23 protein-coding genes are annotated in these 19,728 nt (G+C 46.9%); 1 reads left to right on the top strand and 22 read right to left on the bottom strand.

Going from position 1 to position 19,728, the window contains the following annotated elements; all coding sequences use genetic code 11:
* Position 1 precedes the first annotated feature (1 nt).
* From rplC to G5A70_RS03970, 4 genes are all read right to left on the bottom strand, one after another.
* Positions 2–631 carry a 50S ribosomal protein L3 gene (gene rplC, locus G5A70_RS03985; RefSeq protein WP_173748279.1) on the bottom strand — a complete coding sequence of 210 codons (630 nt, stop codon included), beginning with the start codon at positions 629–631 and terminating at the stop codon, positions 2–4.
* 141 nt (positions 632–772) lie between these two features.
* Entirely contained in the window at positions 773–1,090 is a 318-nt protein-coding gene (rpsJ, locus tag G5A70_RS03980; protein ID WP_003022820.1) for a 30S ribosomal protein S10, read from the bottom strand.
* A 403-nt stretch (positions 1,091–1,493) separates the two neighbouring features.
* Positions 1,494–2,606 (bottom strand): hypothetical protein, encoded by a 1,113-nt coding sequence (locus G5A70_RS03975; protein WP_173748277.1) that lies wholly within the window; start codon positions 2,604–2,606, stop codon positions 1,494–1,496.
* Between the two features lie 92 nt (positions 2,607–2,698).
* A complete protein-coding gene (locus tag G5A70_RS03970) occupies positions 2,699–4,078 on the bottom strand; it encodes an aminopeptidase (protein WP_173748275.1) in 1,380 nt (459 codons plus the stop codon).
* Positions 4,079–4,233: 155 nt separating this feature from the next.
* Between G5A70_RS03970 and G5A70_RS03965 the strand changes: the two genes are divergently transcribed.
* Positions 4,234–5,031 carry a GNAT family N-acetyltransferase gene (locus tag G5A70_RS03965; RefSeq protein WP_173748273.1) on the top strand — a complete coding sequence of 266 codons (798 nt, stop codon included), beginning with the start codon at positions 4,234–4,236 and terminating at the stop codon, positions 5,029–5,031.
* Positions 5,032–5,118: 87 nt separating this feature from the next.
* Here G5A70_RS03965 and G5A70_RS03960 read toward each other — a convergent pair whose 3' ends face one another.
* The 18 genes from G5A70_RS03960 to G5A70_RS03875 all read right to left on the bottom strand — a co-directional run bounded on the left by G5A70_RS03960 (position 5,119) and on the right by G5A70_RS03875 (position 19,528).
* Positions 5,119–5,379, bottom strand: a complete 261-nt coding sequence (locus G5A70_RS03960; protein WP_173748271.1) for an HPr family phosphocarrier protein — start codon at positions 5,377–5,379, stop codon at positions 5,119–5,121.
* The gene (gene whiA / locus G5A70_RS03955; protein ID WP_173748268.1) at positions 5,376–6,335 is read right to left on the bottom strand and encodes a DNA-binding protein WhiA; all 960 of its coding nucleotides are present in this window, start codon (positions 6,333–6,335) and stop codon (positions 5,376–5,378) included. Before whiA ends, G5A70_RS03960 begins: the two co-directional genes overlap by 4 nt.
* Entirely contained in the window at positions 6,314–7,204 is an 891-nt protein-coding gene (gene rapZ, locus G5A70_RS03950) for an RNase adapter RapZ (RefSeq protein ID WP_173748266.1), read from the bottom strand. Before rapZ ends, whiA begins: the two co-directional genes overlap by 22 nt.
* An 8-nt stretch (positions 7,205–7,212) precedes the next feature.
* Positions 7,213–8,124 carry a UDP-N-acetylmuramate dehydrogenase gene (gene murB, locus G5A70_RS03945; protein ID WP_173748264.1) on the bottom strand — a complete coding sequence of 304 codons (912 nt, stop codon included), beginning with the start codon at positions 8,122–8,124 and terminating at the stop codon, positions 7,213–7,215.
* Between the two features lie 17 nt (positions 8,125–8,141).
* Positions 8,142–8,867, bottom strand: coding sequence for a tRNA threonylcarbamoyladenosine dehydratase (locus G5A70_RS03940; RefSeq protein ID WP_173748262.1), 726 nt, complete (start codon positions 8,865–8,867; stop codon positions 8,142–8,144).
* Between the two features lie 236 nt (positions 8,868–9,103).
* A complete protein-coding gene (locus tag G5A70_RS03935; protein ID WP_173748260.1) occupies positions 9,104–10,336 on the bottom strand; it encodes a GNAT family N-acetyltransferase in 1,233 nt (410 codons plus the stop codon).
* A 15-nt stretch (positions 10,337–10,351) separates the two neighbouring features.
* Positions 10,352–10,786, bottom strand: a complete 435-nt coding sequence (locus tag G5A70_RS03930; protein ID WP_173748259.1) for a cupin domain-containing protein — start codon at positions 10,784–10,786, stop codon at positions 10,352–10,354.
* Positions 10,787–10,830: 44 nt separating this feature from the next.
* On the bottom strand, positions 10,831–12,057 hold the full coding sequence (locus G5A70_RS03925; protein ID WP_173748257.1) for an ethanolamine utilization protein EutH: 1,227 nt from the start codon (positions 12,055–12,057) through the stop codon (positions 10,831–10,833).
* A gap of 57 nt (positions 12,058–12,114) precedes the next feature.
* The gene (locus G5A70_RS03920; protein WP_173748255.1) at positions 12,115–12,654 is read right to left on the bottom strand and encodes a BMC domain-containing protein; all 540 of its coding nucleotides are present in this window, start codon (positions 12,652–12,654) and stop codon (positions 12,115–12,117) included.
* A 3-nt stretch (positions 12,655–12,657) separates the two neighbouring features.
* Entirely contained in the window at positions 12,658–14,007 is a 1,350-nt protein-coding gene (locus G5A70_RS03915) for a 4Fe-4S dicluster domain-containing protein (RefSeq protein ID WP_173748253.1), read from the bottom strand.
* A gap of 18 nt (positions 14,008–14,025) precedes the next feature.
* Positions 14,026–14,307 (bottom strand): EutN/CcmL family microcompartment protein, encoded by a 282-nt coding sequence (locus tag G5A70_RS03910; protein WP_173748251.1) that lies wholly within the window; start codon positions 14,305–14,307, stop codon positions 14,026–14,028.
* Positions 14,304–15,059 (bottom strand): hypothetical protein, encoded by a 756-nt coding sequence (locus tag G5A70_RS03905; RefSeq protein ID WP_173748249.1) that lies wholly within the window; start codon positions 15,057–15,059, stop codon positions 14,304–14,306. Before G5A70_RS03905 ends, G5A70_RS03910 begins: the two co-directional genes overlap by 4 nt.
* Positions 15,060–15,094: 35 nt before the next feature.
* Positions 15,095–15,910, bottom strand: a complete 816-nt coding sequence (gene eutJ / locus G5A70_RS03900; RefSeq protein WP_173748247.1) for an ethanolamine utilization protein EutJ — start codon at positions 15,908–15,910, stop codon at positions 15,095–15,097.
* A gap of 15 nt (positions 15,911–15,925) precedes the next feature.
* Positions 15,926–16,543 carry a phosphate propanoyltransferase gene (pduL, locus tag G5A70_RS03895; RefSeq protein WP_173748245.1) on the bottom strand — a complete coding sequence of 206 codons (618 nt, stop codon included), beginning with the start codon at positions 16,541–16,543 and terminating at the stop codon, positions 15,926–15,928.
* A gap of 2 nt (positions 16,544–16,545) precedes the next feature.
* Entirely contained in the window at positions 16,546–17,361 is an 816-nt protein-coding gene (locus tag G5A70_RS03890; protein WP_173748243.1) for an ATP-binding protein, read from the bottom strand.
* A gap of 61 nt (positions 17,362–17,422) precedes the next feature.
* Positions 17,423–17,707, bottom strand: a complete 285-nt coding sequence (gene eutM / locus G5A70_RS03885) for an ethanolamine utilization microcompartment protein EutM (RefSeq protein WP_173748241.1) — start codon at positions 17,705–17,707, stop codon at positions 17,423–17,425.
* A 30-nt stretch (positions 17,708–17,737) separates the two neighbouring features.
* Positions 17,738–18,022: an ethanolamine utilization microcompartment protein EutM gene (gene eutM / locus G5A70_RS03880; RefSeq protein ID WP_173748239.1), complete on the bottom strand. Its 285-nt coding sequence runs from the start codon at positions 18,020–18,022 to the stop codon at positions 17,738–17,740.
* A 30-nt stretch (positions 18,023–18,052) separates the two neighbouring features.
* The gene (locus tag G5A70_RS03875) at positions 18,053–19,528 is read right to left on the bottom strand and encodes an acetaldehyde dehydrogenase (acetylating) (protein ID WP_173748237.1); all 1,476 of its coding nucleotides are present in this window, start codon (positions 19,526–19,528) and stop codon (positions 18,053–18,055) included.
* Positions 19,529–19,728: the final 200 nt, after the last annotated feature.

The raw sequence follows: 19,728 nt of genomic DNA, 5'->3' as shown, positions 1-19,728 counted from the left end.
CTTATTTACCGCATTTTACAGTTTCTTTGATTGTAACTAAGGATTTCTTAGGTCCCGGAACTGCGCCTTTTACTAACAGCAAGTTGTTTTCAGCGTCAACTCTTACAACTTCCAGATTCTGAACAGTTACTTTTACATGTCCCATGTGTCCTGGCATTCTTTTTCCTTTGAATACTTTGGACGGGTCAGAACAAGCACCGTTGGAACCTGCATGACGGTGATATTTAGAACCGTGAGCCATAGGTCCTCTGGACTGTCCGTGTCTCTTGATAGCGCCCTGGAATCCTTTACCTTTGCTGATTGCAGTTGCGTCGATTTTGTCGCCTGCCGCAAAGATGTCCGCTTTGATTTCCTGTCCTAATGTGTATTCGCCTTCTAATTTTAATTCTCTGACGAATCTCTTGCAGGAAACACCAGCTTTATCAAAGTGTCCTTTCATTGGTTTGTTTACAAGATTTTCTCTCTTGTCAGCAAAACCAACCTGTACTGCTTCGTAACCGTCATTGTCCATGGTCTTAACCTGTGTTACCACACAAGGACCAGCCTGCAATACAGTTACTGGAGTTAATACTCCGTCTTCGTTGAAGATTTGAGTCATTCCGACTTTAGTAGCTAAGATTGCTTTCTTCATTCTTTTTACCTCCTGTGAATCTACAGCGGATTACACTGTGATGTGCAATCATCCTAGACAAACAGTCAACATAAGTGGATGCTTAAAGCATTGCTTCTATATCAACCTTGTAAGGATAATCTCTCTTAACCTTAAACAGAATTATTTCTGTTTCATTTTGATATCAATGTAAACACCAGCCGGCATTTCCAGTCTTGCCAGAGCGTCAACTGTTTTCTGTGTCGGTGCAATGATATCAATCAGTCTTTTATGAGTTCTCTGCTCGAACTGTTCTCTGGAATCTTTGTATTTGTGAACTGCACGCAGGATTGTTACTACTTCTTTCTTTGTAGGAAGCGGTACCGGTCCGCTAACAGTTGCTCCATTCTTCTTAACAGTTTCGATAATTTTGCCTGCTGACGCATCTACTAACTGATGGTCATAAGCTTTTAAAGTGATTCTCATTACTTGACTTGCCATAAAAAAAGTCTCCTCCTTTTCGCACTTTTAATTAGTACGACAAGCGGCGACTGTACACATTCCCGTGTGTGTCATCTTGATTTCTACACACACTCCCACCTTAGTGGTAAGTCTTTAGATGTAATACAGTGACTTGTCGTCAGTTTCCTAACTTGACATTCGCTCCACGGAAAACCTGTCTTTGACAGCAACCTCGCGCTTCATAGCTATCATGTCACAGCACTTGTTAGTATAATGGAAGTTTTTCCAAAATGCAAGCTTTTTTTCAAGAGTTTTTATATTTTTTTGTATTTTTTCCCATACATAACAAAGAGCTGTCCGAACCATAAAAAACTGCCCCAGTAACGCACATCAGGAATTTGTTGTATTCCTGACGGCTGTTCCATAGGACAGTTTTCTCTTCTTATACAATATCTGAGTAATCCAGCAATGTAACTTTATTTTCTTCGTCGGTCTTGACTTCCGGAGTTTCTCCTGCTGCCTGTGCTTTGGCGAGAAGTTCCTGTACGCTTGGACTTTTCGGTACCGCATTTACATCAACCGGAATCTCCTCTTCGGCCTCTTCAGATTCTGTTTCTTCTATATTATTATAGTTCTCAGAATCAGAAATTTCTGTCTCCGGTTCAACAGGAATTTCCGGCTGCTCTGTTTCCGTGCTGCTCTGCACAGTTTTTTCCATCGGCTCTGCTGCCGCTTCCTGTGCTGCCTTTTCCAGTTCTTCTGCATTCGGCATAACTATGGTAGCATCTGGTGTCTGCTCCGGTTCACTGACCGCTGCAACACCCATAGCAATGGAAGACATCGCATCCTTCATGGCATCATCAAAGCCCTGAAGTTCCGGACTTTCTTTCTCTGCGGAAGCCGGCGGAAGTTCTTCGTCCTCCTCCTCATCCAGAAGTCCTTTCTTCGCCAGTTTGCGGCGGCGCTTTTCTTCCTTTCTCAGACGGCGGCGTTCCCCGAAGCTGAGTTTTTCTTCGTCTTCATCCTCATCTTCTTCCTCGTCCGTATCGCCGTCCTCATCTTCGTCTTCCTCCTCATCATCCCTGTCTTTTCGCCACAGTTCTGAGAGAATAAAGAGAATCACCAGGAAAACAATTCCCACGCCTACTACTATCAAACCTTCTTTGCTTTGAAGGGCGATAGCTGCATATCCGATAAAGGGAACCACTACCACAACTTTAGGAACAGATTTGTTCAAGTTGATATTTTCAGTGTCACTGCTTTTGCTGTAGACATCTTTTACCTGATAAACGCCTGCACTGGCATCCATATCCTGAATCTCATAAATGTAGGTGCTGGAACCTTCGTTATAGATAATCTTATCCTTCTTTTCCAGTTTCTTTACATTGACGCTCTTTCCGTAGGCCACAGAACCTACCGGAAGGTTTGTATCTGTTCCGGTATTGTCGTTCATAACCGTATCCACCCCGGCAAAAGGAGGTACCAGAAGAGCGGCTGCAATGATTATGGAAAAGAGAACCACCAGATTCACTATAATTTTCAGTATTTTTGACATTTGTGTACTCCTCACTTTACAACTTTGCCTTCATGTTTTCATAATATAATTTATATTAACATTTTTCGGCACAGATGTATAGTGCCAATTTATTATTTCGTTTCCGCTGCAAGGAAAGCGCAGTATCCTCTGTAAGCTTCATAGATATCCACTTTGCTTGCAATTTCCCATGGAGCATGCATATTCAGCACTGCGACACCGCAGTCAATGACTTCCATATTATAGTTGGCCAGTATGTAGGCAATGGTTCCACCGCCGCCCTGGTCTACTTTTCCAAGTTCTGCTGTCTGGAAGGAAACCTGGTTGTCATCCATAATTTTGCGCAGTTTCGCAATGTATTCCGGGTTGGCGTCATTAGAGCCACCTTTTCCTCTGGAGCCGGTGTATTTGTTGAAGGTAATACCGTGTCCCAGGTATGCGCTGTTTTTCTTTTCCATCACTTCCGGATAATTAGGGTCAAAAGCTGCACTTACATCGGAAGACAGCATCATGGAATTTTTCAGCGCTCTTCTTAAAAGCAGTTCGCTGTATTGTCCTGCTGCATGCATCACTTCCGCTGTGGTATTTTCAAAGAAGCGGGACTGCATACCAGTAGCTCCCACACTTCCAATCTCTTCCTTATCTACCAGCAGGCACACAGAGGTATATTTTACTTTGTCCTGTGCAAGAGTCGCCATAAAGGAAGGATAAGAGCAAACACGGTCATCATGTCCGTAAGCCATAATCATGCTTCTGTCCAGACCGTAATCTCTGGCCGGACCTGCCGGTACTACTTCAAATTCTGCGGAAAGGAAATCTTCCTCTTCCATATCATATTTTTCTTTCAAAATGGAGAGAATCTGCGCCCTGACCGGTTCTTCTTCCTTACCATCCAAAGGCATGCTTCCCACCAGCACGTTCAGGTTTTCTCCCTCAATGACCTCTGCAGCTGTTTTCTGGAGCTGCTTTGCAGACAGATGAATCAGCAGGTCGGAAATACCAACTACCGGGTCATCCCCGTCTTCACCGATAACCACATTCACTACTTCGCCGTTTTTCTTTGCCACAGCCCCGTGAAGCGCCATAGGAAGGGTCACCCACTGATATTTCTTCACACCGCCGTAATAATGAGTGTCCAGAAGTGCCTGTTCCTGGTCTTCGTATAAAGGATTCTGTTTCAAATCCAGTCTTGGGGAGTCAATATGCGCGCCCAGGATTCTCATACCTTTTTCCATGGGTTCTTCACCGATAATGTACATAGCCAGGCATTTTCCCATATTGTTGGCATATACTTTATCTCCCGGCTTCAGGCTCTCGCCATTTTCAATCACTTCATTCAGATTGCGGTATCCGGCTGCTTCTGCCTGCTGTACCATTTCAGTCACACATTCCCGCTCTGTCTTGCAGGTGCTCATAAAGGATTTATATTTTTCGCAAAAATCAAAAACTTCTGTTTTGTCACTGTATTTTTTCCAAGCGTTTTCTGTTTTCATTTTATCTTGCCTCCTGTATTTTCTGTTCTTTCTCGATTCTACTACAACTTTCTCCTGATTGCAAGACAGGTCTTGATTCTTCCCCCGGCTTCCATTATAATAATGTTACTGTTTAATGCTTTAAACAAATAGCAATGCAAAAGGTGGAAACCGCTATGGATACAAAGCAGAAAATCAAAATCATGGAAGACCTTTCGCTAAATGCCTGGCCTTCTTATCAAATGCAGATATATGACGGCTGGATTCTCCGGTTTTCTTATTTTTATACGCACAGAACAAACTGTATTGAGCAGCTTGGCCATTCTTCTATTCCCTTACAGGACAAGCTGGATTACTGTGAGGACATTTATGAAAAATGGGGAACTCCGGCCATTTACAAGATTAACCCTCTTCTGGACAGTTCTTTTGACCAGAGGCTGATGGAACGCGGGTATTTCATGGCTCATGTAACAGAGGTAATGACACGGAGCCTGTATGCATATAAGGCGTCCGGAAAGCAGAATCCAAATATCACCCTTCATACGGAAATTTCAGACCAGTGGCTGAAAGGGCTATTTGCCATGAAAGGAATGACAAACGAGACCCATTTAAAAATCGTCCCTTCCATGTATGCAGCCATTCCAAAGGACACTCTGGCCGTATGCGCATGGCATAGCGGCAGAATCATCGGAACGGGACTAGGTATTCTGGACCGGGATTATGTAGGGCTTTATGCCATTCACGTACACCAGGACTTCCGCGGAAAAGGAATTGGGCGGGCTATCTGCGAAACACTGCTGGAAGCCTCCAGACAGCGCGGTGCGGCTTTTGCTTATCTGCAGGTGGTGCAAGGGAATCGTCCTGCAAAAAAGCTATATGAAGCCCTGGGATTTGAGGATTTTTATACTTACTGGTTCCGCCAGCAGTATTCCGTGGCACGGGGCGAAAATATCCCCTGTGAGGGACAGAAGTAGATACTTTTCCGCAAAAAGAGCCAGCCGGATTTCGCAGATGGAATTCCGGCTGGCCGCTCACATTCTCTTTATATTTTCCTCTTCCTATTATTTCGCTTTATTACTCAGGTATTCCTCTATGCTCTTCATAGCTTCTTCTTCGTCAGCACCGTCTACGGATACTGTTACATTTTCCCCGTTATCCAATCCAAGACTCATCATTCCCATGATGCTCTTGGCATTCACCTTTCTTGCTTCGCTTTCCAGGTAAATGTTGCTTGTGTACTGGCTCGCTACCTGTACAAGCATTGCGATAGGTCTTGCCTCCAGACCGTTTGAGATTCCGATAGTAATGGACTTTCTAATCATACTTGTTCCTCCTTGACTCCTCTGAGCTCCTCTGCTATGCTGCATATTTTCCGCAGTCTGTGATTAATACCGGATTTTCCTACAGGGATTGACAGTAAAGTTCCAAGTTCCTTCAATGATGCCTGTGGATATTCCAATCTCAATAAAGCTGTCTCTTCCAGATTTTCCGGCAGTCTGTGGAGACCTACGGTATCCCGGATATAAATAATATCCTCCATCTGCTTCACAGCGGCATTTACCGTTTTGTTAATATTCGCTGTTTCGCAGTTCACCTTTCTGTTTACAGTGTTGCGCATCCCTTTCAGAATCCTGACATTCTCCAGGTTCATAAGAGACACTCCTGCTCCCATAAGTCCCAAAAGTTCTACGATTTGTGCGCCTTCCTTTACATAAACAACATGATACTTTTTGCGTTTTACTATCTTGGCATCAATTTCAAAAGACTGGATGATTTCCTGCAGCTGCAGGGCCTTCGCCGGAGTCGTACACACGATTTCAAAATGATAAAACTTCTCTGGGTCGCTGATAGAGCCGGCACACAGAAATGCACCTCTTAAAAATGCACGTCTGCAGCAATTCTTCTGAATAACCATTTGGCTGACCAGGGTATCACTGTGTATAGGTCTTCTGTCCGCTGTCAAAAGCTTCACAGCCTGTAAAATCTTCACAGTTTCCTCCGGGTCCTCTACGTCAATTGTAAATCGGTTGTTTTTTTTGACTATTCTTTTATCAATAGAAACTTCGCCATTTATTTTAAACGTTTTTTCCAGTAATGTAAAGCACTTTCTTATAATACTTTCATTTTCCGCAGATAACCTGAGAATAATTTTTTTGGTTGACAGACGGACAATCTCGCCGTGAAAGGCAATAATGGCAGCCAGCTCCGCAATCCTGCAATGTCTGGTAGGGTCTTCCTGGCGAAGCAGCTCCTCTTTTACGTTTCCGGAGAAAGACATTTTTTTCCATCCTTTTCTATATCTCTATGTTCTACTCTGATTCCGTATTCCTCGTTTTCGCCCAGACGGCGGTACAGCTCATTCGCCAGGGTTACCGAACGGTGTTTGCCGCCTGTACAGCCCACGGCAATGACCAGCTGAGTCTTGCCTTCTGTAATATAGTTCGGAATCAGAAAACGAATCATGTCCTCCAGTTTGTCTGAAAAGGTATGCGCCAACTCAAAATTCATCACATAATCCCGAACCGGGGCATCATTCCCGCTTAAAGGACGGAGATTCTCCAGATAATAGGGGTTCGGCAGGAAACGCACATCAAAGACCAAATCCGCATCCTGGGGAATTCCATACTTAAATCCAAAGGAAAGTACCGTTACCATAAGGTTTTTAAATTCCCTGTTCTCCACAAAGATTTTTTCCAGTTCTGCCTTCAGTTCTCTGGTCAGCAGTTTACTGGTGTCCAGAATATAATCCGCACATTCTTTTAAGGTTCTCAGTTTTTCCCGTTCCCTGCGAATACCGTCATCTACTCTTCCATTTCCGGCCAGAGGGTGACTGCGCCTTGTCTCTTTATATCTTCTTACCAGCACATCCTCATCTGCGTCCAGAAAGAGAATTTCCATTCCCAATCCCGGAGTCTGAATATTTTCCAGCACGGATACCAGTTCATCCAGAGATTTTCCGCTTCGGATGTCCACTCCTATGGCTACTTTTTCGATTTCCCCCGGACCGCTGTCATGAATCAGCTGTACAAACTTGTCAATCAGCGGCACAGGCAGATTGTCTACACAGAAATACTCCATATCCTCCAGCATTTTCAGTGCCGTACTTTTGCCGGCTCCCGACATGCCCGTCACAATTACAAACCGCATAGCTCCTCCTAAAATTCTCCCAGAAACCGCACTTCCGGTTCCAGTTCTACTCCAAACTGCTCTTTTACCCGTCTCTGTACTTCATGAATCAAATCCAATACGTCCTGGGCCGTGGCATCTCCTTTATTCACCACAAAGCCGCAGTGCTTTTCAGACACCTGAGCGCCGCCCACTGAAAATCCCCGAAGTCCTGCGTCCATAATCAGCTTGCCTGCAAAATATCCCTCCGGTCTTTTAAACGTACTGCCTGCACTTGGCATATCCAGAGGCTGCTTTGTCACTCTGCGTTCCTTATAGTCCTCCATCTGCTCACGAATGGCCTGCCGCTGGCCCCGGCGCAGCTTCAGCACAGCAGAGACTACAATATAGCCTTTTTCCTTTACAATGCTGGTTCTGTATCCCATCTTCATTTCTTCCACCGACAGGGTAAGAAGTTCTCCCTCCTGGTTCAGCACAGTGACAGACTCCACAATATCTTTCATCTCACCGCCGTAAGCACCGGCGTTCATCATTACCGCCCCGCCTATGGTTCCCGGAATACCGGATACGGCTTCCATGCCTGCCAGACCTGCATCCAACGCTTCTTTTGCCGTCTTTGACAAAAGAGCCCCTGCTTTTACCAGAATCCGCTCGTCCTTTACCTCCATATCACTGAAGTTTTTTCCAAGCTGAATCACAACTCCCCTGTACCCTCTGTCGCTGACCAGAAGATTGCTTCCGTTTCCCTGTACGAAGAAAGGAAGATTCTCTTCTTTACAAATTTCTATGACTTTCTGCAGCTCTGCTGTGCTGTGGGGGCAGAGATAATAGTCTGCCGGTCCTCCAATGCGGAAGGTCGTATGATTTTTCATAGGTTCCTCCCATTTCACATTGTCGCTTCCCAGACAGCTGCAGAATCGATTTTCTATTTTATTTTCCATCTGAATACCTCTTTTATTTATTTCTGAAATACCAAGTCTCTAATAACCTCTCCGGCAATCATCAGCCCCGCCGCACCTGGCACAAAGGAGACGCTGCCCGGTACCGGTCTTTTGCTGCCGCTTCTGACTTCCAGCGGCGGCTCTTTCCGTTTTTTCTTTGCCACCACTTCTGTGGAAAACAGCACTTTCACCTTCTTGATTCTTCGCTTTTTTAACTCCGCGCGCATAACTTTCGCCAACGGGCACACGCTGGTTTTCGAGATGTCCGCTATCTGAAAACAGGACGGATTCAGCTTGTTTCCGGTTCCCATACAGGAAATCACGGGAATTCCCGCTTCCTTCGCCTTCTCAATCAGAAGCAGCTTGGCCGATACGGTATCCACGGCATCTATCACATAATCAAAGGCTGAAAAATCAAACAAATCTGCTGTTTCCTCGCCAAAAAAGGTGTCGTAAGTATGGACAACCGCGTCCCGGTTAATATCCAGAATTCTCTCCTTTGCTACCAGCACTTTCTTTTTGCCCATTGTGGAACGCAGCGCCACCAACTGTCTGTTTAAATTGGTCAGGCTGACTTCATCATGATCTACCAAAGTCAGAGAGCCTACCCCGGCTCTTGCCAGAGCTTCCACCACATAAGAGCCCACTCCGCCGATACCAAAAACTGCAATGCGGGAATTAGCCAGTTTCTGAAGCCCTTCCCTTCCTAATAGTTCTTCTGAACGTGAGAATGCATGGAGCATTTTCCGTTTCCTCCTGTAATTATAATATCGTATTTTGACTGTAATCTTTTCTATTATACTATTGTTCCTGATAAAAGTATAGATGAGTTTTCTTAAAATTCTGACATATTTTGTTCCCTCCCATAACATCCTTTCAAGTGTTCTTACCTCTCATCATATCTTGATTTAAAAGGTATTTCAAGCACAAAAGAAGAAGTGTATCCGGAACTTTTCCCCAGGACACACTTCTTGGAATTTTAAAAATAGGTATAGTTTTTCGGCTTCTCCTTCCATCCAATGGCTCTTTGAATATCTTCCTCATATTTCCTGTCGCTGCACTCCATTCTTCCTGTCCACAAAAAAGCCGAAAGGGGGATGGCGCCCATAACAAGGGAGGATAAATCCGCAATATTGGTTTTCAGCACCACATCAGCTTCCCGGTCACGGGTCAGAAGCACCTTGTCCTCCTGTATATGGAGAAGAATACTTCCGTTATTCTGTTCCATGAAGTCATCTTCCACCTGCAGTTTTAGCGTGAATTCTCTTTCTACAGGCTGCTGACTGTGATTCTGTTGGGCAAAATAGCCCTTCAAATCCAAAATTCGGAACATATACCCCATGTTCCTTCTTCCGATTTCCTGAATAGCTCCGTCAAAGGCCCGATTCTCCCCGCTATCTGGATTAGTAAACAGCATATGAAAAGATTCTTCATAAGTATAAATCCGCACCCGTTCTATCTGGTCTGTCTGGGAGGCAAAGAACGTCAGAAACTGCTTCATAGTCTCTATGTCCTCGCAGATAAGCTCCCGCACAACCAAGTCATGATACATATCTGTATAGTGTTCTACCTCTGCAAATTCAAAGGTGAGATATCCTGTGATTCTGCCCTCTCTTCTGCACACCACCACATAGGGCATATCAAAAATCCGATGCCTATCCATAAAGGGATGCAGGGTCGCCCCGTGGGTTTTCCCGGCATATTTCCTGTAAAACTCCAGAATTTCCTCTTCCTCCTCAGGCTTTGCGTAGGACAAGCCGGATTTGTCACCGTAGGAACGGATATACTGGGGACGGGGAGAATACATCATGGTTTCATTGCAGTAACCAAATCCCATTTTGTAATAAAAGGCAGGGTTAAAAGGGTGCAGCGCACCCACGGTTCTGCCCGTCTTTGCGAAAAATCCCAGCCCTACGCGGACGAGATTTTTGGCGATGTGCTCTTTCTTGTGGAGAAAGCCGGTGGACAGATAAGCCGTTCCGCCCATCTGCATCCGCTTTCCCCGTACATTCACTTCAAAATCCATGAGAAGAGAAGAACCCATCAGATTTCCACTGTCATCAAAGCAGCCCAGATAACGCCCTTCCTCCGGGCTTTTCAATTCTCCCGCCATATTGTGAAGCAGAGCCTCCGGCGTTTTAGAGGGAAATCCCGTCACCACATTTCTCGCAAGCTGCGCTTCTTCTTCAGGCCGTACAAAGCGAATATCCATGCTTCTCTCTCCTTTTTACTGCCAGTCTGCCGGATATACGAAATACGCATATCGGGTCTTGGAAGGAGTCTGGAAGTGGATATGGGAATTTTTCGGAATATAAATAATATCTCCCGGATTTCCCGTTACCACGCGTCCGTCAATCTCAATTTCCAATACCCCGTCAATGACCAGGTCATACTCATCATACGTCAGCGTCCATTCAAAGCTGGTGTGGTCCAGTTCCATAATGCCGCATCCCATTCTGGGTGCTTCTTCCAGGGTCACCACATCTTTCAGCGCCACGCCTTCCTGTTGAAAAGGCTCACATTTTACAGTGTTTGTCTGAATTTTCAGGATTCCGCTGGGGTCTTTTTCCTTTACAAAATCTTCTTTGGGAGTTTCGGCTTTGGCAGATTCCGCCAGTACCCGCTTTACTACTTCACGAATCAGTTCTTCACTTACGTTCATTTCTGTCACCTCTCCTTTCGGAATGCTCTTTTTGTCTTATCTTCCTATTTGTCTGTCTGTGTGCTCTGTACCTTGGACAGCAGCTTCGGCGAAAGAAGATTAGCAAGAATCAGCGCTGTAATACCAGCCACCAGTTTTCCTACGATAACCGGAAAAATCATTTCGGAATTGACACCTGCGGTAAATCCAAGGTGATCGCCGAATACAAAGGCTGCACTGACTGCAAATGCAACGTTTAACAGTTTTCCTTTTGGGTTCATCTTATCCATAATATTAAACATGGCAATGTTGTTGGCCAGTGTTGCTACCAGACCTGCAGAACCGTTTTCGTCCATACCGAATTTCTTGCCCAGGGCATTTAAAGCCTTGCCGAACGTACGGGTAATCCAGAGTACCATAGGGAAGGCACCGATTAACACAATAGCAATCTGCCCACATGTCAAAAGTCCGGATTCCAGAGGGATGACACCGTCTGCGTTTGGCTCTACCATGATATTGAACAACGGAAATTTAATTTTTGTCTGGTACTCAAAAACAGCGATGGCTGTCAAAGCTGTAATAACGATGGTAACGCCTGTACCGAATTTGTTAAATCCGCTGATCATTTTTGCCGGTGCAAACCACAGCCCCAGAACAATGAGACCTGCGATGATAATAACCGGAATCAGGTTTACTAAAATAGTCAGAATGTTAATCTTGTACTGGGTCATGTTCATAACCAGACCGCCGACGATACAGCCGATAGGAATGGTAATCATACCGGCGAGAATACCTGCGCCCAGATATGGTCTGTCTTCTTTTTTAATAATGGAAAGGGCTACCGGAATGGTAAATACCAGAGTAGGTCCCATCATGGTTCCCAAAATCAAACCGGAGAAGTTCCCCAGCGTTTCTGTTTCTGCTAGTTCCATAGCCAGAGGGTATCCACCCATATCACAGGCCAGAAGTGTGGTTGCAAACATGGATGCATCTGCGCCCAGCAACTCGTAAATCGGTACGATGATCGGCTTTAATAGAATTGCCAGTACCGGCGCTGCTGCAACAACGCCCGCCATAGCCATAGCCAGCGGTCCCATAGCGTTAAATCCTTCTTCAAACTGTTCGCCGTATCCGTGTTTATTTCCTCTTATCTTATCCACGGCGCCCACAATCATGAAAATCATCATGACTAAAATGATAACTGAGTTTACAGATAAACCGGAAAACCAATCTTTTATACTTTGTGTAAAAACCTCAACATTGGTAATATTGTCAATTAATTCCTGAAACATACTTACCTCCTCCTGCTGCCCGTCTGACGCTGCAGCCTTTTTCTCTTTTCAATGTGGTTACAGCAAAGACTGGAAAACCTGTGGAGAAGGCCGCGGAATAACGGTACTTTCCACATACAAATCTTTATCCTGTTTTGCTGCTGCCACGGCAGCCCGTACTGCACCTACATCTCCGGTCAGAGTTACAAAACCCTTTCCTCCAATGGCATAGCCGATACGCACTTCTATTAACGTGATGTTCGCCGCCTTGGCCGCTTCATCAGCCGCCAGAATGGCAGAAGCCACGGAATAAAATTCCAACACGCCCACAGCCCCCGGACTTTCCACGGCTACGGTTCCGGTAAGCGCCGGAATCAGCTGTTCGTGTACATTGGAAATCCGCAGGGAATCCACCACATAAGCGCCGCCTTTTGCCAGTCCTTCCTCCATTGCGGCCTTCACATCTCCTGTGTCACCGCCTACAATGATAATATATTTTCCCGGACAAACTGTGGAAGAGCGTATCAAATCTACCTGCGCGGCTTTTACCATAAAGTCGCTGGTTTCAATTCCCCTTGCAATGCTGGACAGTTCCACCATACCGATTGCTTTGCCCATGCTTTATACCTCCTCTCCACAGATTCTGATGTATGTATCTGTCACTTCTTTTACAACCCCTGCCAGTCCTGTATGAATATTTACCGAAAGACCTTCCGCCGCCTGGGCCACCAGATCGTTTTTTTCCACATACTCACCCTCGTGTACCACAGCCTGAGCGGGTTTGCCGATATGCTGAGACAGTAAAATCCGGCACTCTTTCACTTCCAGTTCTTTTTCTGCAGGAAGTTCATGTGTGACATACGGGGTCAGTTCCAGTCTGGCGATGAGCCGCTCTGTGGGAATCTTGCGATTCTGTATGGCTTCTCTGGCCTCCGGATGCATGTTTTTCTGCGGATTGATGCCTTTTTCTCTCAGCAGTCCTTTTGCGTATTCATTCATTTTCCTCGGGGAAAGTCCCATGGGGCAGGCAAACATTTCACAGACGCCGCAGCTGCAGCAGTTCACTGCACTGCCAAACGCTTTTTCATACTCTGCCGCATCGGTGAGCATGCTCTCTTTCCACAGATTTCTCATGACTACGTTCGGTCTTACTTCATGCCCCAGCATAAAACGGGGACACATATCCGTACACATTTTGCACTGGATACACGCTGCCGCAGCCTGGCGAATCATACGCTCTCTTGGCAGTTCGCTTCTCTTTACCAGATAGTGGTCTTTGGGCAGTACCAGAAGATTTCCTGTGGTCTTTGTCACCGCAGCTCTGCGGATTTCTTCCTCTTCTCTCAGCATTTTCCCCATCATGGGACCGCCCACAAGGACTGCGTACTCCCGTTCTGCAAGTTCTGCGTCACCGAGTATCTGTGTAATGGGGGTTCCCAGGGGCACATGATACATACCTGTGTGCTTCACTGCGCCGGTAACGGAAAGGTACTTTTCCGAAACAGGTTTTCCCTCCAGTGCGTCTGCAATGGAAAGCACGGTTCCCACATTATCTACCACACAGCCCACATCCAGAGGCAGCCCTCTTTCGGGAACACTTCTTCCTGTGACTTCCTGTACAATGACCTGCTCATCTCCTGCGGGATAAAAAGTTCTCATACCGCAAATCTCCACTCTGGCGTTCTGACGTTCAATTTCCGCCTGCAGAGCAGCGATTTCTCTCTTATATTTTGCCTTGGTGGCAATGACACAGTGCTCTGCTTCCAGATGTTCTGCAATCCGCACTGCCGTCCTGATAATTCTTTCGGGAAATGTCCTGCAGAGATACTTGTCTGTTTCAATCAATGGCTCACATTCTGCCGCATTGATGATAAAATACTCTGCTTTCGCATTCAGCTTCACATAGGTGGGGAAACCGGCGCCGCCGGCCCCCACGATTCCCGCTTCTTTGATGGTTTCTACGAAACTCATTGCCTCACCGCTTTCCGCTTAAATCCTGTCTTCCTCTATTTCCTGGTCGTCTACAATGCCCACCACAGTGGCGTCCACGGGAATATCCCTTCCCCCTGCCGCATTCCGGGCAGAACTTCCGCCTACATAAATCACTTTTTCTCCCACTCCGGCGCCGATAATGTCCGCCGCTACAATGGGATACTCGATGGGTTTATCGTCCAGCAGATTTACCGGCTGAATGACCAGAAGCTTCAGCCCTGCCAGTTTTTCCTCTTTTCTGGTTGCCCAGATGGTTCCGATAACTTTTCCTGTTTTCATAGGCGCTGTTCTCTCTTTCCTGAGGAGATGTCTCTGCGTTCTATGAGAATTTTATGTTTTGCTGCATATTCCTTAGCCAAATCGGACAAAATGGATTTCTCTCTGATTATCACCCGTTTTATCCGCTGATTTCCCAGAGAAATCATATCCTTTTCTGTAATGATTTTCTTGTCCAGTACAGCTTCCGGCAGTTCTTCTGCACAATCCCCGTCCGTGTCTGCAGCTGCCTCTGCATGGCTGCAGGCCGGCTCTTCCGGACACCCCTCCGGGGCTTCTGTGTCCGCGCCGTGCAGAATCAAATCCGGTATCTGCTCATGAGCAGCAATCATCAGGCCGCTGTCCTTTAACATCTGCAGATTGGCTTCCAGCCGTCCGTAAAAAGCCTTGGGCGCGGTATCCCGGTATTCGTAAAGCTCAATGCCTTCTTCTGCGGCATAGATTTTCTTTCCCTCTAAAAGCGCCTGTCCCAGAAGTCTGGTGAAACCATTGTCAAAAATGCCGTGGGAAATTTTTCCCAGCGCTTCGTTTGACAGGGTATAGAGCACCACGGCCTCACAGTCCTTCACACTGCACTGATAATCGGCAAGCAGAGCGCATTCCATGCGGTAATATCTGCCAAGTTCTGTGTTCTCCAGCGTTTCATGGCAAATAGTTCCGTGTTCTTCGGTGAGTACCAGAATGGAAGGCAGTTGTATGGCCTGCAGTTTTTCCTGCACTCTTTTACAGATTTCGTTTAACAACTCTGTGTCCACGCGATTCTCCTCCTTTCTGCTTTTTTCTGCCTGTCTTATGCAGGCTGACAGTTCATGGCAATTCCGGCCGGAGTTACCAGGAACGGATTTTCCGGCTTAACTGTTTTGATTCCTGTCTCTTTTTCAATGATTTTTTCAATCCCCGTCAGACAGCAGGTGCCGCCGCACAGGTAAATGGTATCAATATCTTTCCCTTTTACATAGCGGTTGATGATGGTGGCAATTTTTTCTACCACGGCTTTCAGCACGGGAAGAATTTCCTTGTGTCTGCTGTAATCCTGTTTGATTTCCTCTGCCTCGGCAAAGGGAACGTGATAATTGCCCGCAAGCACCAGAGAAAGGTGAGTGCCGCCTGTAGGCTCATCTTCTACCTGTACCACTTCTCCGCCTTTTAAAATGGCAAGCCCGGTGGTCCCGCCGCCGATGTCCACAATAACGCCGTCCTGAATCTCATACACGGCGTTGGCAGAACTGGGTTCGTCCAACACGGCTGAGACTTCAAAGCCCGCCCCTTCTGCCACATAGCTGTGGGTTTTTGCGCTGCTCTCCGTGCCGGCCGGCATGGCAATGGCACAGTTTATCAGCTCTCTGCCCAGTCTTTCCTCCAGCTTTGCCTTTAAGCGGCGGACAATGTCCAGGGCGCCGGAATAATCCACAACCACCCCGTCCCGCAGCACGCTGGCTGCCTGCTTCTCACATGCCACCGGATTGTTTTCTTCATCTAATACCACAAGAACAATGTAGGCAGTCCCCAGGTCTAATCCCACTTTCAGTTTTCCTTTGGCAGGAAAGGTCTTCGTCTCTGATTCCGCCACACGTCTCATAAATTCTTCCACATGCCTGATATCCATCTGCAACTGCTCTCCTCACTGTTTCCGTATAATCTTACCCAGGGTAAATCCCCGGACTGACGCTGCATTTGCCTCGTCGAAATCAATGTGCATTCTGAAGTTAAATGCATCGCTGACGCGGACAATGACATCATCAAAGGTTACCGGACGCTCGCTTAATATTTTTACGCTGACATGCTCTTTATCGGAAATCTGCAGCATTTTTGCCACCTCTGTGGGAACATGAATGTGGTTGTGCGCCACAATGGTTCCCTCGGAAATAGCAATACTGCCGGCAGGTCCTTTGATAATCATAGGGGCAGAGCCCTTCACATCTCCGGATTCCCGAAGCGGCGCCTGTACCCCAAGGGCTACGCAGTCGCTGACAGAAAGTTCCACCTGAGTGGCTTTCCGCACAGGGCCAAGCACTGCCACGCGTTCCTTTTTCCCTTTCGGGCCTGTCAGTGTCACCCGCTCTTCGCTTAAAAACTGTCCCTTCTGGGAAAGGGGGCGCTTCTCATGCAGCACCTGCCCTTTTCCAAAAAGTTTTTCCACATCTTCTTCTGTGAGATGTACATGGCGGGCGGAAACCTCTACCTCTACCAGTCCGGCCTTTGTCATGGTGTCCAGCACTTTGTTTATCAACTGTTCCATGCTTACTCCTTATAGCCCTCTGCCAGATACTTGCACATGATGATGTGCATGGCACTGGACATTCGGTTCAATTCTTGAATAATATCTTCTCTATTGTAGCTTCTTCCCTCATGAAAAGCGGTTGCTGCTGCCACTTCTGCTTCACGGACGGCTGCCCTTAGCTGATTCAGAAGTGCATAAGCCTTGCCCAGTGTATAATCCGGAAGCACCATCTGCTTTACATTGTAAAACTTCATAGGGTTATGAGAATGTTCCCTCAGTTCCGCATGGCTCAGTCCAATGATGCATTCCCTGCGGAAAGGTTCGTCCATGACATCACACCGCATCATTTCTCTCAGGCTCACCAGAATGTCCTGCAAATCATCAAGCAGTTTCTGGGATTCTCCCATTTCCTGAAGAATGGTCTGATTCAGGACAAAAAGTGTTTCCAGACTGTCCAGTTTGCCGCGGAAGAAAATCCGCTTATGGTCTTTTGGTACCAGTGTGTTGCCATACAGATGGGTCATATGCTCGGGTTTCTCATAATAATAAGCGCCGGTTTCATAATCCACAAATTTCGGCTTTGCCTCCTTTTCCACCTGTACCTCCGGCATAGGCAGAACTTTTGTGGCCTGCATCTCTGGTTTTTCTTCCCGCTCTTCTGTCTGCTGACTTTTCTTTGCGGTTTTGATCCCTTTCCCGTCCTCAATGCGGATTTTACACTGCTGTAAGTATTCTCTTGCAGCCGGAGAGAGGATTTTTCCCTCCGGCACAGTATAAGTTTCCGGGGTAGATGCCCGAAGTTCACTGCGTAATATAGCCTCTGTTATCACTTTCATATCAGGTAATCCACCTCCTCTCGCTGCTGTTTACAAAGCCAGCAGCCTGTGCTGGCCGCTTTTATTTTGCAAGAGAGGGCAGAATGGATTCCACTTCTTCGTGGGGCCTTGGGATTACATGAATGGAAATCAGTTCGCCTACGCGTTCCGCTGCAGCCGCACCTGCGTCTGTTGCCGCTTTTACCGCGCCTACGTCACCTCTTACCATAACGGTTACAAGGCCTCCGCCTACATGTTCTTTTCCAATCAAAGTCACATTTGCTGCCTTTACCATGGCGTCTGCTGCTTCTATGGACGCTACCAGTCCTTTTGTTTCAATCATTCCAAGTGCCTGTTGTGCTGCCATATTCGTATCCTCCTTTTGTTCTGTTTCTGATTATCTGTTTACAGATGGCAGAATTGCCTCTACTTCTTCATGTGGTCTTGGGATTACATGGATGGAAACCAGCTCACCTACGCGCTCCGCTGCGGCTGCTCCTGCGTCTGTAGCTGCTTTTACTGCGCCTACGTCACCTCTTACCATAACGGTTACAAGACCTCCTCCTACGTGCTCTTTTCCAATCAGAGTCACGTTTGCTGCCTTTACCATGGCATCGGCTGCTTCTATGGACGCTACCAATCCCTTTGTTTCAATCATTCCAAGTGCCTGTTGTGCTGCCATATTCATATCCTCCTTTTGCTTTTCTCATGTTTAAGAATTCTGAAGACGCCTGATAATTTCGCTTACCACTGCGTCAATATCAATATCATCGTATTTCTGCGGTTTGCAGATACCTTCGGAACAGTCCGGAAGCTTGTTTCGGATGTCTTCCAGTTCGGAAAGCCCCTCTGCCACATAGCGCAGGTTCATCAAATGCTTCGGTCCCACATTTTCAGAAGTTGCACTTCCTCCTACAGCGCCGCAGCCAAGGGTCAGAGACGGCTGCAGCCCTGTGGTTCCTCCGATACCGCCAAGCGCGCTGGGGGTATTGACAATAATTCTGGAAGCGGGAATTCTCTGTGCGAAATAAGTTACCATGCTCTCATCTTTCGTGTGCATGGAGAAGGTATGTCCTGCGCCTTCGTAGTGAAGGATTTCCGTACAGAGTTCACAGATTTCCACATAGGACGGCGCTGTGTAAAAAGCCAGAATCGGCGCCAGTTTTTCGTTGGAATACGGGTGTCCTCTTCCGATGCCGGTTTCCTCTGCCACCAGCACTCTGGTATCTTTTGGTATTTCAATTCCTGCCAAATCTGCAATGACCTGTGCAGATTTTCCCACTATCATGGGATTCATGGTTCCGTTGGCTCTTAAAATAAAGCTTCCCAGCTTTTTCATCTGGTCCGGCATCAGGAAATAAGCGCCCTGTCGTTCCATCTCGGCCTGTACTTCCCTGCGCATCCCTTCCTCGCATACCACGGACTGCTCGGAAGCACAGATAGTGCCGTTATCAAACGTTTTGGAATCCAGAATCCGTTTCACAGCCAGTTTCACATCTGCTGTCTTCTCAATATAGGCCGGGCCGTTTCCCGGTCCCACGCCGATAGCGGGAGTTCCCGATGAATATGCGGCTCTTACCATAGCCGAACCGCCCGTAGCCAGTATCATAGAGACGTCCGGGTGGCGCATAAGATTGTCTGTCGCCTGTATGGTCGGAATGGTAATACAGGATACCAGATTTTCATTTCCACCTGCCTCTGCAATGGCCTGACGGATAACCTTTACGGTTTCCAGAATACTGTTTCTTGCGTTGGGGTGGGGAGAAAATACAATGGCATTTCCCGCTTTAATGGCAATCTCTGATTTATACAATGCGGTGGAGGTAGGGTTTGTAGAAGGAATCAGTCCTGCAATCACCCCTACCGGAACTGCGATGGTACGAATTTTATGTTCTTCGTCCCGGCTCAGTTCCCCTATGGTTTTCATATCTTTGATGTGCTGGTATACGCCGTCGCTGGCGAATACGTTTTTGATTACTTTGTCAGCCTCTACGCCGAATCCGGTTTCTTCATGTGCCAGTTTTGCAAGACGCTGTGCATTTCTTACGCCTGCCTGTGCCACAGATTTCACGATTCTGTCCACCTCTGCCTGGCTTTTTGCTGCCAGTTCCTGCTGTGCAGACTTGGCTTTTTCTACCAGTTCGCGTACTTCCTGTACTGACAAAAGGTCTTTGTCATATAACTGCATAATCTACCTCTTTTCTCCGGTAATTTTCAGGATAGCCTCAATCAGTTCCTGCTTCTTGGCAAAGCGGATTTCCTGCGGGGTCAGACCGGTGAGTTTCAGTTTCCGTGCCAGAGTTCTCAGTTTGGCTACGGTCATCTTCCCCATTTCCTCTCTGGTATAAACCAGCTCTGCCTCAACCGGATTTTCTGTCCTGCTCTCTT

The sequence above is a fragment of the Blautia hansenii genome, from assembly GCF_013304445.1.
Lineage (GTDB): Bacteria > Bacillota > Clostridia > Lachnospirales > Lachnospiraceae > Blautia.
This window is presented reverse-complemented; position numbering and strand designations above follow the sequence as displayed.

What these genes read in the sequence shown, in the direction of transcription:
- rplC (WP_173748279.1), bottom strand. Translation starts at nt 631, where the DNA reads ATGAAGAAAGCAATCTTAGCTACTAAAGTCGGAATGACTCAAATCTTC.
- rpsJ (WP_003022820.1), bottom strand. Translation starts at nt 1,090, where the DNA reads ATGGCAAGTCAAGTAATGAGAATCACTTTAAAAGCTTATGACCATCAG.
- G5A70_RS03975 (WP_173748277.1), bottom strand. Translation starts at nt 2,606, where the DNA reads ATGTCAAAAATACTGAAAATTATAGTGAATCTGGTGGTTCTCTTTTCC.
- G5A70_RS03970 (WP_173748275.1), bottom strand. Translation starts at nt 4,078, where the DNA reads ATGAAAACAGAAAACGCTTGGAAAAAATACAGTGACAAAACAGAAGTT.
- G5A70_RS03965 (WP_173748273.1), top strand. Translation starts at nt 4,234, where the DNA reads ATGGATACAAAGCAGAAAATCAAAATCATGGAAGACCTTTCGCTAAAT.
- G5A70_RS03960 (WP_173748271.1), bottom strand. Translation starts at nt 5,379, where the DNA reads ATGATTAGAAAGTCCATTACTATCGGAATCTCAAACGGTCTGGAGGCA.
- whiA (WP_173748268.1), bottom strand. Translation starts at nt 6,335, where the DNA reads ATGTCTTTCTCCGGAAACGTAAAAGAGGAGCTGCTTCGCCAGGAAGAC.
- rapZ (WP_173748266.1), bottom strand. Translation starts at nt 7,204, where the DNA reads ATGCGGTTTGTAATTGTGACGGGCATGTCGGGAGCCGGCAAAAGTACG.
- murB (WP_173748264.1), bottom strand. Translation starts at nt 8,124, where the DNA reads ATGGAAAATAAAATAGAAAATCGATTCTGCAGCTGTCTGGGAAGCGAC.
- G5A70_RS03940 (WP_173748262.1), bottom strand. Translation starts at nt 8,867, where the DNA reads ATGCTCCATGCATTCTCACGTTCAGAAGAACTATTAGGAAGGGAAGGG.
- G5A70_RS03935 (WP_173748260.1), bottom strand. Translation starts at nt 10,336, where the DNA reads ATGGATATTCGCTTTGTACGGCCTGAAGAAGAAGCGCAGCTTGCGAGA.
- G5A70_RS03930 (WP_173748259.1), bottom strand. Translation starts at nt 10,786, where the DNA reads ATGAACGTAAGTGAAGAACTGATTCGTGAAGTAGTAAAGCGGGTACTG.
- G5A70_RS03925 (WP_173748257.1), bottom strand. Translation starts at nt 12,057, where the DNA reads ATGTTTCAGGAATTAATTGACAATATTACCAATGTTGAGGTTTTTACA.
- G5A70_RS03920 (WP_173748255.1), bottom strand. Translation starts at nt 12,654, where the DNA reads ATGGGCAAAGCAATCGGTATGGTGGAACTGTCCAGCATTGCAAGGGGA.
- G5A70_RS03915 (WP_173748253.1), bottom strand. Translation starts at nt 14,007, where the DNA reads ATGAGTTTCGTAGAAACCATCAAAGAAGCGGGAATCGTGGGGGCCGGC.
- G5A70_RS03910 (WP_173748251.1), bottom strand. Translation starts at nt 14,307, where the DNA reads ATGAAAACAGGAAAAGTTATCGGAACCATCTGGGCAACCAGAAAAGAG.
- eutJ (WP_173748247.1), bottom strand. Translation starts at nt 15,910, where the DNA reads ATGGATATCAGGCATGTGGAAGAATTTATGAGACGTGTGGCGGAATCA.
- pduL (WP_173748245.1), bottom strand. Translation starts at nt 16,543, where the DNA reads ATGGAACAGTTGATAAACAAAGTGCTGGACACCATGACAAAGGCCGGA.
- G5A70_RS03890 (WP_173748243.1), bottom strand. Translation starts at nt 17,361, where the DNA reads ATGAAAGTGATAACAGAGGCTATATTACGCAGTGAACTTCGGGCATCT.
- eutM (WP_173748241.1), bottom strand. Translation starts at nt 17,707, where the DNA reads ATGGCAGCACAACAGGCACTTGGAATGATTGAAACAAAAGGACTGGTA.
- eutM (WP_173748239.1), bottom strand. Translation starts at nt 18,022, where the DNA reads ATGGCAGCACAACAGGCACTTGGAATGATTGAAACAAAGGGATTGGTA.
- G5A70_RS03875 (WP_173748237.1), bottom strand. Translation starts at nt 19,528, where the DNA reads ATGCAGTTATATGACAAAGACCTTTTGTCAGTACAGGAAGTACGCGAA.